Origin of the sequence: Silvania hatchlandensis (genome assembly GCF_025564065.1) — a bacterium.
GTDB classification, from domain to species: Bacteria; Pseudomonadota; Gammaproteobacteria; order Enterobacterales; family Enterobacteriaceae; genus Enterobacter; species Enterobacter hatchlandensis.
The window spans coordinates 25995-39428 of the sequence record NZ_JAMGZK010000054.1 but is presented as its reverse complement, the minus strand read 5'-3'; the positions used below and the strand labels follow the sequence as shown (position 1 = coordinate 39428).

Here is a 13434-nt window from a genome sequence, read left to right as displayed (position 1 = left end):
GTTGTTTCAGTCAATGGAGTATTACATGACCAGAAGGCTTCGCAGAACCAAGATCGTTACCACCTTAGGCCCGGCCACAGACCGCGATAATAACCTCGAGAAAATCATCGCCGCAGGTGCCAACGTGGTACGTATGAACTTCTCCCACGGTACGCCGGAAGATCATAAATTACGTGCGGATAAAGTCCGTGAGATCGCGGCAAAACTGGGACGCCACATCGCTATTCTTGGGGACCTTCAGGGACCTAAGATCCGCGTCTCAACCTTTAAAGAAGGCAAAGTCTTCCTCAATATCGGGGATAAATTCCTGCTCGACGCCAACATGAGCAAAGGCGAAGGCGATAAAGAGAAAGTGGGGATCGACTACAAAGGTCTGCCTGCTGACGTGGTTCCGGGCGACATCCTGCTGCTCGACGACGGTCGCGTACAGCTGAAAGTGCTCAGCGTTCAGGGCATGAAAGTGTTTACCGAAGTGACCGTTGGCGGCCCGCTCTCCAACAATAAAGGCATCAACAAGCTGGGCGGCGGTCTTTCCGCTGAAGCCCTGACCGAGAAAGACAAAGCCGATATCATCACTGCAGCCGAGATTGGCGTGGATTATCTGGCGGTCTCTTTCCCACGCTGTGGCGAAGATCTGAACTACGCTCGCCGTCTGGCACGCGACGCAGGGTGTGATGCCAAAATCGTCGCAAAAGTAGAACGTGCGGAAGCGGTCTGCAGCCAGGATGCAATGGATGACATCATCCTCGCCTCTGACGTGGTGATGGTTGCCCGTGGCGACCTCGGCGTTGAGATTGGCGACCCGGAACTGGTCGGGATCCAGAAGGCGCTGATCCGCCGCGCTCGTCAGCTGAACCGTTCGGTGATCACCGCCACCCAGATGATGGAGTCGATGATCACCAACCCGATGCCAACCCGTGCAGAGGTGATGGACGTGGCAAACGCCGTGCTGGATGGCACCGATGCCGTGATGCTGTCAGCGGAAACCGCCGCGGGTCAGTACCCGGCAGAAACCGTGGCCGCGATGGCGCGCGTCTGTCTGGGTGCCGAGAAGATCCCAAGCATCAACGTCTCCAAGCACCGTCTGGACATTCAGTTCGACAACGTGGAAGAAGCGATTGCGATGTCCGCGATGTACGCGGCCAACCACCTGAAAGGCGTCACGGCGATCATCACCATGACGGAATCGGGCCGTACCGCCCTGATGACCTCACGTATCAGCTCCGGTCTGCCGATTTTTGCAATGTCCCGTCATGAGCGCACCCTGAACCTGACCGCGCTGTACCGTGGCGTTACCCCGGTTTACTTCGACAGCACCAGCGACGGTGTTGCTGCGGCGAACGATGCGGTGAACCTGCTGCGCGACAAAGGCTACCTGGTCTCCGGCGATATCGTCATCGTGACCCAGGGTGATGTGATGAGCACCATCGGCTCCACCAACACCACCCGCGTGATGACCGTCGAGTAACAGGTCTCTCCCCTCTTCCTGTCGGAAGAGGGGCTTTTTTACTTCCTCGGATATAACTCTTTGCGCTGATACGGCTCAGTTTCGCCCGGCTTGCGCGTCTTCAGCAATTTCAGGATCCAGGTGTACTGCTCCAGATGCGGTGCCACCAGAATCTCGACCTCTTCGTTCATCCGCCGCGCGATGGTTACATCGTCAGCGGTCAGCAGATCGTCCATCGGGGGGCGCACTTCAATCGTCAGACGATGGGTTTTGCCGTCGTAAACCGGGAACAGGGGGATCACTCGCGCCCGGCACACCTTCATCAGGCGGCCAATCGCGGGCAGCGTCGCTTTATAGGTCGAGAAGAAATCAACGAACTCGCTGTGCTCTGCACCATGATCCTGATCGGGCAGATAGTAGCCCCAGTAGCCCTGACGCACCGACTGGATAAATGGCTTGATACCGTCGTTACGGGCATGCAGACGCCCGCCAAAGCGACGACGCACGGTGTTCCATACATAATCGAAGATTTTATTCCCCTGGTTATGGAACATTGCCGCCATTTTTTGGCCCTGCGACGCCATCAGCATCGCCGGAATATCCACGCCCCAGCCGTGCGGCACGAGGAAAATCACCTTTTCGTCGTTGCGGCGCATCTCGTCGATGATCTCCAGCCCTTTCCAGTCGACACGCTGAGCGACTTTCTCCGGACCGCGTAACGCCAGCTCGCCCATCATCGCCATCGCCTGCGGCGCAGTGGTGAACATCTCGTCGATGATCGCCTCACGTTCCGCCTCGCTCTTTTCCGGGAAGCAGTAGAGCAGGTTTATCTGTGCGCGACGACGGGCGCTTTTACCGAATTTGCCCGCGAGACGCCCCACTTTTCCCAGCACCGGATCGCGCACGGCAGCAGGAAGCAGTGCAATACCGGCAAAGGCAAAGACCCCAAACCAGGCACCCCAGAAGCGCGGATGGCGAAAGTTTTTTTCAAATTCAGGAATGTATTCAATGTTATTTTTTTTGGTTTCCATGCTTTTTCCAGGGCGGGTGATGCACAAAAGAGTCAGGCATTAGTTTAGCGAGGCCGTGCGCCAGGCACAAAAGAAAAAGCCGGCGCATCGTCTGCACCGGCTTTGGTCGCCCGGAAATTAATCCAGGCCGAGTTGCGGAATAACCTCTTTGACCTGCGCCAGATAATCGCTACGGTCTTTGCCGGTCAGCCCTTCGGTACGCGGCAGTTTCGCCGTGAGCGGGTTGACGGCCAGCTGGTTGATCCACACTTCGTAGTGCAGATGCGGACCGGTAGAGCGGCCGGTATTGCCCGACAGCGCAATGCGATCGCCCCGTTTCACCTTCTGGCCAGGCTTCACCAGCAGCTTGCGCAGGTGCATATAACGGGTGGTATAGGTCCGCCCGTGACGCACGGCAACGTAATAGCCTGCGGCACCGCTGCGTTTCGCCATCACCACTTCACCATCACCGACGGCCAGCACCGGCGTACCCTGCGGCATGGCGAAATCGACGCCACGGTGCGGCGCAACGCGACCGGTAACCGGGTTCAGACGACGCGGGTTAAAGTTCGACGACACGCGGAACTGTTTTGAGGTCGGGAAGCGCAGGAAACCTTTTGCCAGCCCGGTACCGTTACGGTCGTAGAACTTACCGTCTTCGGCGCGGATCGCGTAATAGTCTTTACCGTCCGAGCGCAAACGCACCCCGACCAGTTGGCTTTGCTCACGCTTGCCGTCAAGCATTTCACGGGACATCAGTACCGACCAGGCATCGCCTTTTTTCAGCTTACGGAAATCCATTTGCCACTGCATGGCTTTGATCACCGAACTGATTTCACCGCTGGTCAACCCGGCGTCACGTGCGCTGGCGACAAAGCTACCGCCGCCTAACGTGCCTTTCATCGCACTGTTGACCCAGTCGCCCTGCTGCAGTTCGCTGGTCATCTTGAAACCGTTTTCAGTACGATCGTAGGTACGGGTTTCACGACGCGACATTTCCCAGGTCAGGCGCTGTAAATCACCGGCATCGGTCAACGTCCAGGAGAGCTGTTGGCCGATTTTCAGGTTACGCAGCTCTTTATCCGAGGCGGCAAGCTGGCTGATATCGCCCATTTCAATGCCGTACTGGTTAAGAACGCTGCTGAGCGTATCGCCGGTGGAGACCACATATTCATGAACACCGACTTCAGCTTCAGTCTTGTCATCAAGTTCATCCTGCGGGATCGCTTCCTCTTCCTGCGCAGCCTGATCGATAGGTTCACTGGCTTCGGGCAATAACGACCGGACGTCACTCTTCTCCAGTTCGATAGTCTTGACAATAGGTGTAGAGACTGGATGGTAAATATAGGGCCGCCAGACGGCGACCGCTAAGGTGAGTACTGTAAGCGACCCCAGCATGACGCGGTGGGGCCGGGGCAGATTATTAAATGCCAGAGCGACAGAGCGGGCTATCTGTTGCACGTATTCACTTCCTCGTTAATCTCCTTTCAGGCAGCTCGCATACTGGTTCGCCAGTTGGCTGAGGAACTGAGAATAGCTCGCTTTGCTCAACTGGATAGAGGTTCCAAGCGGGTCAAGGGTGCCCATACGGACGGACGTTCCCCTTGCCACGGCTTCAACGACCGCTGGCCTGAACTGTGGCTCAGCAAAAACGCAGGTCGCTTTTTGCTCAACCAACTGTGTTCTGATTTCATGTAAACGCTGCGCACCAGGTTGAATTTCGGGGTTTACGGTGAAGTGGCCAAGCGGCGTGAGACCGTAGTGTTTTTCGTAGTAGCCGTAGGCATCATGAAAAACGAAATATCCTCTACCTTTCAATGGTGCGAGCTCGGTACCTACCTGCTTGTCGGTTGTGGCAAGTTGTGCCTCAAAATCCTTCAGGTTGGCGTCTAATTTGGCTCGACTTTGCGGCATAAGTTCCACTAATTTTTCGTGGATTGCAATCGCTGACAGGCGGGCGATCTCAGGCGAAAGCCAAAGATGCATATTGTACTCGCCGTGATGGTGATGCTCGTCACCTTTTGCCCCCGCGCCATGATCGTGATCATGCTCATCCCCGTCATCATCGTCGCCTTTCATCAACAACGGTTTGACACCTGAAAGATTAGCGATGGTAACCTGTTTGGTCTCAGGCAACTGACCTGCTGACTTTTGCATGAAGGCTTCCATGTCCGGGCCAATCCATACCACTAAATCCGCGTTTTGTAAGCGTTTTACATCGGAAGGGCGCAGAGAATAATCGTGCTCTGAAGCCCCATCCGGCAGTAAAACCTGAGTTTCCGTAACACCATCAGCAATGGCTGAGGCGATAAAACCGAGCGGCTTAAGCGAAGCGACTACGGCGGCGTTAACATCTTGTGCTGCGGAACCCCAAAGGGCAGCGGATAATGCTGCGAAAAGAAGCGTATTTTTCTGTAACATAATGCGACTATTCATCGTAATGAGTGTGTGGAATGTGATATTATAACATTCGATAACTTCTGCAAGCATAAATTGACATGACGACTTTGGTATCTCTCGAAAAAATTTCGGTTTCATTTGGCCAGCGCCGCGTCCTCTCTGACGTGTCCCTGGATCTGAAAGCCGGTAGAATTTTAACGCTGCTCGGCCCGAACGGTGCGGGCAAATCAACGCTGGTGCGCGTGGTGCTGGGTCTGGTCGCACCGGACACCGGTGTTATCAAGCGTGACGGTAAGTTACGTATTGGCTATGTCCCGCAAAAGCTGCATCTGGACGCGACCCTGCCGCTGACCGTGAGCCGTTTTTTACGTCTGCGCCCCGACACCCGTAAGGAGGATATCCTCCCTGCACTCAAGCGGGTGCAGGCCGGGCATCTGATCGAGGCGCCGCTGCAAAAGCTGTCCGGCGGTGAGACACAGCGCGTTTTGCTGGCCCGGGCGCTGCTCAATAAACCACAACTGCTGGTGCTCGACGAACCGACTCAGGGCGTGGATGTCAATGGTCAGGTCGCGCTGTATGACCTGATCGATCAGCTGCGTAAAGAGTTGGGCTGCGCCGTGCTGATGGTCTCCCACGACCTGCATCTGGTAATGGCGAAGACCGACGAGGTGCTGTGTCTCAACCAGCACATCTGCTGCTCCGGCACACCCGAAGTGGTCTCCATGCATCCGGAGTTTATCTCGATGTTTGGCCCACGCGGCGCGGAACAGCTCGGCATTTATCGCCATCATCACAATCACCGCCATGATTTGCAGGGCCGCATTGTTCTGCGCCGGGGAAACGGTAACTCATGATTGAATTATTATTACCCGGCTGGCTGGCCGGGATGATGCTCGCCTGCGCGGCGGGTCCACTCGGCTCGTTCGTAGTCTGGCGCAGAATGTCTTACTTTGGCGATACGCTGGCGCATGCTTCTCTGCTGGGTGTGGCCTTTGGCTTACTGCTGGATGTCAATCCGTTTTACGCGGTCATTGCGGTCACGTTGATGCTGGCAGCCGGGCTGGTGTGGCTGGAAAAGCGTCCGCACCTGGCAGTGGATACGCTGCTTGGGATCATGGCTCACAGCGCCCTGTCGCTGGGGCTGGTGGTGGTCAGCCTGATGCACAACATCCGCGTGGATCTGATGGCCTATCTGTTTGGCGACCTGCTGGCAGTAACGCCGGACGATTTGATCGCCATAGCCATTGGCGTCGTGGTGGTGCTGGCTATCCTGCTGTGGCAGTGGCGAAACCTGCTGGCGATGACCATCAGCCCGGACCTGGCCTTTGTTGACGGCGTGAAGCTGCAGCGGGTCAAGCTGCTGTTGATGCTGGTCACCGCGCTGACCATTGGCGTGGCGATGAAGTTTGTCGGGGCGTTGATCATTACGTCGCTGCTGATTATCCCTGCCGCCACCGCACGTCGTTTTGCCCGTACGCCGGAGCAAATGGCCAGTGTCGCCGTTGGGGTGGGGATGCTTGCGGTGACCGGAGGGCTTACCTTCTCAGCGTTTTACGACACGCCTGCCGGACCGTCAGTGGTGCTGTGCGCCGCGATGATGTTTATCTTCAGTATGATGAAAAAGCCCGCCAGCTGAGCCATGCCCCGGTGGCGTTTCGCTTACCGGGGTGACAGTGGCTATGGCATTGCGGGAGGGGTAATACCGAAATGGTTCCACGCCCGCACGGTCGCCATGCGGCCGCGCGGGGTACGCTGGAGGAAGCCCTGCTGGATCAGATACGGCTCCAGCACATCTTCAATGGTGTCACGCTCTTCGCCAATAGCGGCGGCCAGGTTATCCAGCCCCACAGGTCCACCAAAGAATTTGTCCAGCACCGCCAGCAGCAGCTTGCGGTCCATATAGTCAAAGCCTTCGGCATCGACGTTCAGCATATCCAGTGCCTGAGCGGCGATATCCAGCGAAATGGTGCCATCGTGCTTCACCTCTGCAAAGTCACGCACCCGACGCAGCAGGCGGTTGGCGATACGCGGCGTGCCGCGGGAACGCTTCGCCACTTCAAAAGCCCCCTCTTCGCTAAGCTCAAGGCCCATATAGCGCGCGCTGCGGCTGACGATGTGCTGCAGATCGGCCACCTGATAAAACTCCAGCCGCTGCACAATGCCGAAACGATCGCGCAGTGGCGAGGTTAACGAGCCCGCACGGGTGGTGGCACCAATCAGGGTAAACGGCGGGAGATCGATTTTAATCGAGCGCGCCGCCGGACCTTCACCAATCATGATATCCAGCTGATAGTCTTCCATTGCCGGATAGAGCACCTCTTCCACCACCGGTGAAAGACGATGGATTTCATCGATAAACAGCACGTCATGAGGTTCGAGGTTGGTCAGCATCGCTGCCAGATCGCCGGCCTTTTCCAGCACCGGGCCGGACGTGGTGCGTAAATTGACGCCCATCTCGTTGGCGACAATATTCGCGAGGGTGGTTTTGCCAAGCCCTGGCGGGCCGAAGATCAGCAGGTGGTCCAGCGCATCGCCGCGCAGTTTTGCCGCCTGGATAAAGATCTCCATCTGCGAGCGGACCTGCGGCTGGCCGATATACTCATCCAGCAGCTTCGGGCGGATCGCCCTGTCTACCAGATCTTCTGTCTGAACGCTGCCTGCCGACACCAGACGGTCTGCTTCAATCATCCTTTACCTCACAATGCGGCGCGCAGCGCTTCGCGAATCAGGGTTTCACTGGAGGCGTCAGGTCTGGCAATTTTGCTGACCATACGGCTCGCTTCCTGAGGTTTATAGCCCAGCGCCACCAGCGCAGCAACCGCTTCCTGTTCCGCATCATCATCAGCCGGACCGGCGGGCGATGTCAGCACCAGATCGGCAGCCGGAGTAAACAGATCGCCGTGCAGGCCTTTAAAGCGATCCTTCATTTCAACAATCAGGCGCTCTGCGGTTTTCTTACCAATACCCGGCAGTTTGACCAGCAGCGCCAGCTCTTCACGTTCGACGGCGTTCACGAACTGCTGGGCCGACATGCCGGAGAGGATCGCCAGCGCCAGCTTCGGACCGACGCCGTTAGTTTTGATCAGCTCTTTAAACAGCGTCCGCTCTTGCTTGTTGTTAAAGCCAAACAGCAGCTGGGCATCTTCACGGACGATAAAATGGGTGAAGACAATCGCTTCCTTGCCCGCATCCGGCAGCTCATAGAAGCAGGTCATCGGCATATGCACTTCATAGCCCACGCCTCCCGCTTCAAGCAGCACTATCGGGGGTTGTTTTTCAAGGATGATGCCTCTGAGTCTGCCTATCACGTGACGCTCCTGCGTTAAGGGCTAAAAGTTACCGCTGCCATCATAAAAAAAGGCTGGATAAACATCCAGCCTGATTTTTATATTTAGCGCAATCGACCTCGCGCCAGATTAAGCCGAGAGTCGCTTATTTGCATTGCGTTCTGGCTGACGTGGCAGTGAGTTATCGCAATCGCCAGCGCATCGGCCGCATCCGCCTGCGGATTAGCTGGCAGCTTTAGCAAGGTACGCACCATGTGCTGCACCTGGCTTTTGTCTGCACCGCCATTCCCCACCACGGTCTGCTTCACCTGCCGCGCAGCGTATTCAAACACCGGCAGATCCTGGTTGGTTGCCGCGACAATCGCCACGCCTCGCGCCTGACCGAGCTTCAGCGCCGAGTCGGCATTTTTCGCCATAAACACCTGTTCGATAGCGAAAAAGTCCGGCTGGAACTGGGTAATAATCTCCGTCACGCCTGCGTAGATAAGCTTCAGACGCGACGGCAGATCCTCTACTTTGGTGCGGATACAGCCGCTGCCAAGGTAGGTCAACTGACGCCCGACCTGGCGAATAACGCCATAACCGGTGATGCGCGAGCCCGGGTCAATACCGAGAATAATGGTCATCACGCCTCTCCGGCTGTCGGTTTATGGTGGGCCATTACAGCGTAGCCGCAACCTCGTCGGAGATTTCACCGTTGTGATACACTTCCTGCACGTCGTCGCAATCTTCGAGCATGTCGATCAGACGCAGCAGTTTCGGTGCGGTTTCTGCATCCATGTCCGCTTTGGTGGACGGGATCATCGAAACTTCAGCCGCGTCGGCTTTCAGGCCAGCCGCTTCCAGCGCATCACGCACTGCACCCATCTCTTCCCAAGCGGTATAAACGTCAACAGCGCCGTCGTCATAGGCCACCACGTCTTCAGCACCCGCTTCCAGCGCAGCGTCCATGATTGCATCTTCGTCACCCGCTTCGAAAGAGATCACCCCTTTCTTGCTGAACAGATACGCCACGGAGCCGTCGGTACCGAGGTTGCCGCCGGTTTTGGTGAACGCATGACGCACTTCTGCCACGGTACGGTTACGGTTGTCGGACAGGCACTCGATCATCACCGCCGTACCGCCAGGACCGTAACCTTCATAAATGATGGTTTCCATGTTCGCGTCGTCATCGCCGCCAACGCCACGGGCGATGGCACGGTTCAGCGTGTCACGCGTCATGTTGTTAGACAGCGCTTTGTCGATCGCCGCACGCAGACGCGGGTTGGACGCGGCATCGCCGCCGCCCAGACGGGCTGCAGTCACCAGCTCACGAATAATTTTGGTAAAGATCTTACCGCGTTTGGCATCCTGTGCCGCTTTGCGGTGTTTGGTGTTGGCCCACTTACTATGACCTGCCATAAAAAGTTCTCCAAAAAGCCGCCCTCTCAGGCGGCGTTAATTACAAATTCTTCAATCGCCTGCCGGTTGCTCCACGACTTGGTGAGCGCGGCGGCATCCGTCGCATTCACCCAGCGGTAGGTCAGATGTTCGGTGAACACGATCTCCCGCTCGTGAGGGAGCGCGAGGCAGAACCACGATTCTGTGTTGCGCTCAATTCCCGGGGCATAGCGATGACGTAAATGGCTAAAAATTTCAAACTCCACCGTGCGCTGACAGTCCATCAGGGTCAGTTGCTCGTCGGCAACATCAATCAGGATCTCTTCCTTTACTTCACGCGCGGCGGCCTGCAATGCGGTTTCACCCTCTTCCAGGCTGCCGGTGACCGACTGCCAGAATTCAGGATCGTCGCATCGCTGCAGCATCAGCACCCGCTTCGTGTCCTGCGCATAAATGATAACTAAGACAGAAACGGGACGCTTAAATGCCATATCAGTTCTTCTCTTCCTTTTTCACCACTTCGATACCCAGCTCGCTCAAGGAGGTAGGGTTAGCGAAGCTTGGCGCTTCGGTCATCAGACAGGCCGCGGCGGTGGTTTTCGGGAAGGCAATAACGTCACGAATGTTGTCGGTACCGGTCAGCAGCATGGTCAGGCGATCCAGACCAAACGCCAGGCCCGCGTGCGGCGGAGTGCCGTACTTCAGGGCATCCAGCAGGAAGCCGAACTTCTCGCGCTGCTCTTGTTCGTTGATGCCCAGAATGCCAAACACGGTCTGCTGCATTTCGCTGCTGTGAATACGCACGGAACCGCCGCCCACTTCGTAACCGTTGATGACCATGTCGTAGGCGTTGGCGATAGCCGTTTCCGGCGCGGCCTGCAGTTCAGCAGCCGTCATCTCTTTCGCGGAGGTGAACGGGTGGTGCATAGCGGTCAGGCCGCCTTCACCGTCGTCTTCAAACATTGGGAAGTCAATAACCCACAGCGGTGCCCATTTGGCTTCGTCGGTCAGGTTCAGGTCTTTACCCAGCTTCAGACGCAGTGCGCCCATTGAATCGGCAACCACTTTCTTGTTGTCGGCACCGAAGAAGATCATGTCGCCATCCTGCGCGCCGGTGCGCTCAAGAATGGATTCTACGATTTCAGCGTTGAGGAATTTGGCCACCGGGCTGGTGATCCCTTCAATACCCTTCGCACGCTCGGTGACTTTGATATAAGCCAGGCCTTTCGCGCCGTAAATCTTAATGAAGTTGCCGTAGTCGTCGATCTGCTTACGGCTCAGGCTAGCACCGCCCGGTACGCGCAGGGCAGCCACGCGGCCTTTAGCATCGTTAGCCGGGCCGGAGAACACCGCAAACTCAACCGCTTTCAGCAGGTCAGCCACGTCCACCAGCTCCATCGGGTTACGCAGATCTGGCTTATCGGAGCCGTAACGGCGTTCCGCTTCAGCGAAGGTCATGATCGGGAAATCGCCCAGATCCACACCCTTCACGTCCAGCCACAGGCTGCGCACCAGCGCTTCCATCACTTCACGCACCTGTTCGGCGGTCATGAAGGAGGTTTCAACGTCGATCTGGGTAAATTCAGGCTGACGGTCAGCACGCAGATCTTCGTCACGGAAGCATTTAACGATCTGATAGTAACGGTCGAAGCCAGACATCATCAGCAGCTGTTTGAACAGCTGAGGAGACTGCGGCAGCGCGTAGAATTTGCCTTTATGCACGCGAGAAGGCACGAGATAGTCACGCGCGCCTTCTGGGGTGGCTTTGGTCAGCATCGGGGTTTCGATATCGAGGAAACCGTGATCGTCCATAAAGCGGCGCACCAGACTGGTAACTTTGGCGCGGGTTTTCAGGCGGTCAGCCATTTCCGGGCGACGCAGATCCAGATAGCGGAATTTCAGACGCGCTTCTTCGGTGTTGACGTGGTTGAAGTCAAGCGGCAGCGATTCTGAACGGTTGATGATGGTCAGATCGGAGGCCAGCACTTCGACCGCGCCGGTTGCCATTTCGCTGTTCACGTTTTTTTCGTCACGCGCACGCACGGTGCCGGTGACCTGAATGCAGAACTCATTACGCAGTTCAGAGGCCAGTTTTAACGCATCGGCGCGATCCGGATCGAAAAATACCTGCACGATGCCTTCACGGTCGCGCATGTCGATAAAGATAAGGCTGCCAAGATCACGACGACGGTTGACCCAACCACACAGGGTCACCTGCTGCCCAACGTGGGACTGACGCAGCTGCCCGCAATATTCTGTACGCATGAGATATCCCTTAACTTAGCCGCAGGCTATTAGGTCGCAGCTTTATGTATGTCAAACTGGATGAAAAAAGGGGGCTATTATACTGGAAATTCCGCCTGACGATAAGAGAGAAGCGCGCCAGACGCGCGATTGCTGCGCGCATCTTGCATATTCTCACAAAATTTAACAAAAATATCCGACCCACACGCAGCCTCTGCAGCGTAAGGTGTCACCGACGCTCACTCTTTAACAGGAATAAACATGTTTACACTCGACGCCGCCAGAACCGCCCTTGTCGTCATTGATTTACAGGAAGGGATCCTGCCGTTCGCCGGGGGGCCGCACAGCGCGCAGGATGTGGTCAGCCGCAGCGCGCGTCTGGCGGACAAATGCCGCACCAGTGGCATTCCGGTAGTGCTGGTGCGCGTCGGCTGGTCGGCTGACTTCGCCGACGCCCTGAAGCAGCCGGTGGATGCGCAGACGCCTGCCCACGCCCTGCCGGACAACTGGTGGACGTATCCGGTCTCACTCGGCAAACGTGACAGCGATATCGAAGTAACCAAACGCCAGTGGGGGGCATTCTACGGCACCGATCTCGAGCTCCAGCTGCGCCGTCGCGGAATCGACAGCATTATCCTGTGCGGGATTTCCACCAACATTGGCGTCGAGTCCACCGCGCGTAACGCCTGGGAGCTGGGCTTTAACCTGGTGATTGCCGAAGACGCCTGCAGCGCGGCCTCTGCCGATCAGCATCAAGGCAGCATGACCCATATCTTCCCGCGTATTGGCCGGGTGCGCAGCACTGACGAGATTATCAACGCGCTATGATCTATCTGGGTCTTCCCCAATGGTCGCACCCGAAATGGGTGCGGCTGGGTATTACCAGCCTTGAACAGTATGCCCGCCATTTTAACTGCGTGGAGGGCAACACCACGCTGTACGCCCTGCCAAAAGCCGACGTAGTGGCGCGCTGGCATGAGCAGACCCACGATGATTTCCGCTTCTGTTTTAAATTCCCGGCCACCATTTCGCATCAGGCCAGGCTGCGCGACTGCGGCGATTTAACCGCAGAGTTTTTCAGCCGGATGTCACCCCTCGCCAACCGGATGGGGCAGTACTGGCTACAGTTGCCCGCCACTTTTGGCCCGCGCGATCTGCCCGCGCTGTGGACGTTTCTGGACGCCCTGCCCCGGGAGTTCACCTATGGCGTGGAAGTCCGGCATCCGGACTTTTTTGCCAAAGGAGATGCGGAAAAAGCGCTTAATCGTGGACTTCACCAGCGCGGCGCTAATCGGGTGATCCTCGACAGTCGCCCGGTCCATGCTGCGGTACCGCACAGCGAGGCGATTATCGAGGCCCAGCGCAAAAAACCGAAGGTGCCGGTGCATGCGGTGCTCACCGCCCATAACCCCATGGTGCGGTTTATCGGCAGTGACAATATGCCGCAAAACCAGGCGCTGTTTGCCGTCTGGCTGCAGACCCTGGCGAAGTGGGAACAGACCACCACACCGTATCTGTTTTTGCATACCCCCGATATCGCTCAGGCACCGGAACTGGTCGAAGCTCTCTGGCAAGCCTTGCAAGCCGCGGTGCCGTCGATTGGCAACGCCCCTGCCATACCGCAGCAATCTTCTCTTTTCTGATCGCAACCCCTATCATATAGAAG

At 57.0% G+C, this 13434-nt stretch carries 14 protein-coding genes; 5 read left to right on the top strand and 9 right to left on the bottom strand.

The window, feature by feature from the left end:
• The first annotated feature begins 25 nt into the window (after positions 1-25).
• Positions 26-1468 (top strand): pyruvate kinase, encoded by a 1443-nt coding sequence (gene pyk / locus M8014_RS19205; protein ID WP_271283977.1) that lies wholly within the window; start codon positions 26-28, stop codon positions 1466-1468.
• A gap of 38 nt (positions 1469-1506) precedes the next feature.
• Here pyk and lpxM read toward each other — a convergent pair whose 3' ends face one another.
• The 3 genes from lpxM to znuA form a co-directional block, all read right to left on the bottom strand.
• Complete coding sequence (gene lpxM, locus M8014_RS19200; RefSeq protein WP_271283976.1) at positions 1507-2478, bottom strand: lauroyl-Kdo(2)-lipid IV(A) myristoyltransferase; 972 nt, start codon at positions 2476-2478, stop codon at positions 1507-1509.
• Between the two features lie 117 nt (positions 2479-2595).
• Positions 2596-3918 carry a murein DD-endopeptidase MepM gene (gene mepM / locus M8014_RS19195; RefSeq protein WP_271283975.1) on the bottom strand — a complete coding sequence of 441 codons (1323 nt, stop codon included), beginning with the start codon at positions 3916-3918 and terminating at the stop codon, positions 2596-2598.
• Between the two features lie 15 nt (positions 3919-3933).
• Positions 3934-4878: a zinc ABC transporter substrate-binding protein ZnuA gene (gene znuA / locus M8014_RS19190; protein WP_271284286.1), complete on the bottom strand. Its 945-nt coding sequence runs from the start codon at positions 4876-4878 to the stop codon at positions 3934-3936.
• A gap of 77 nt (positions 4879-4955) precedes the next feature.
• Between znuA and znuC the strand changes: the two genes are divergently transcribed.
• The gene (gene znuC / locus M8014_RS19185) at positions 4956-5711 is read left to right on the top strand and encodes a zinc ABC transporter ATP-binding protein ZnuC (RefSeq protein ID WP_271283974.1); all 756 of its coding nucleotides are present in this window, start codon (positions 4956-4958) and stop codon (positions 5709-5711) included.
• Positions 5708-6493 (top strand): zinc ABC transporter permease subunit ZnuB, encoded by a 786-nt coding sequence (gene znuB, locus M8014_RS19180; RefSeq protein WP_271283973.1) that lies wholly within the window; start codon positions 5708-5710, stop codon positions 6491-6493. The genes znuC and znuB overlap by 4 nt, the downstream gene beginning before the upstream one ends.
• A 41-nt stretch (positions 6494-6534) precedes the next feature.
• Here znuB and ruvB read toward each other — a convergent pair whose 3' ends face one another.
• The 6 genes from ruvB to aspS form a co-directional block, all read right to left on the bottom strand.
• Positions 6535-7545, bottom strand: a complete 1011-nt coding sequence (gene ruvB, locus M8014_RS19175; protein WP_271283972.1) for a Holliday junction branch migration DNA helicase RuvB — start codon at positions 7543-7545, stop codon at positions 6535-6537.
• 8 nt (positions 7546-7553) lie between these two features.
• On the bottom strand, positions 7554-8165 hold the full coding sequence (ruvA, locus tag M8014_RS19170; RefSeq protein WP_271283971.1) for a Holliday junction branch migration protein RuvA: 612 nt from the start codon (positions 8163-8165) through the stop codon (positions 7554-7556).
• Between the two features lie 83 nt (positions 8166-8248).
• On the bottom strand, positions 8249-8770 hold the full coding sequence (gene ruvC, locus M8014_RS19165) for a crossover junction endodeoxyribonuclease RuvC (RefSeq protein WP_271283970.1): 522 nt from the start codon (positions 8768-8770) through the stop codon (positions 8249-8251).
• 34 nt (positions 8771-8804) lie between these two features.
• Positions 8805-9545, bottom strand: a complete 741-nt coding sequence (locus tag M8014_RS19160; RefSeq protein WP_271283969.1) for a YebC/PmpR family DNA-binding transcriptional regulator — start codon at positions 9543-9545, stop codon at positions 8805-8807.
• A gap of 26 nt (positions 9546-9571) precedes the next feature.
• Positions 9572-10015, bottom strand: coding sequence for a dihydroneopterin triphosphate diphosphatase (gene nudB, locus M8014_RS19155; RefSeq protein ID WP_271283968.1), 444 nt, complete (start codon positions 10013-10015; stop codon positions 9572-9574).
• 1 nt (position 10016) lies between these two features.
• Positions 10017-11789, bottom strand: a complete 1773-nt coding sequence (gene aspS, locus M8014_RS19150) for an aspartate--tRNA ligase (protein ID WP_271283967.1) — start codon at positions 11787-11789, stop codon at positions 10017-10019.
• A gap of 240 nt (positions 11790-12029) precedes the next feature.
• Here aspS and M8014_RS19145 point away from each other — a divergent pair, with 240 nt between their 5' ends.
• Together M8014_RS19145 and M8014_RS19140 are read left to right on the top strand one after the other, a co-directional pair.
• Positions 12030-12596, top strand: a complete 567-nt coding sequence (locus M8014_RS19145) for a hydrolase (RefSeq protein WP_271283966.1) — start codon at positions 12030-12032, stop codon at positions 12594-12596.
• Positions 12593-13411: a DUF72 domain-containing protein gene (locus M8014_RS19140; protein ID WP_271283965.1), complete on the top strand. Its 819-nt coding sequence runs from the start codon at positions 12593-12595 to the stop codon at positions 13409-13411. Before M8014_RS19145 ends, M8014_RS19140 begins: the two co-directional genes overlap by 4 nt.
• The last annotated feature ends 23 nt before the right edge of the window (positions 13412-13434 follow it).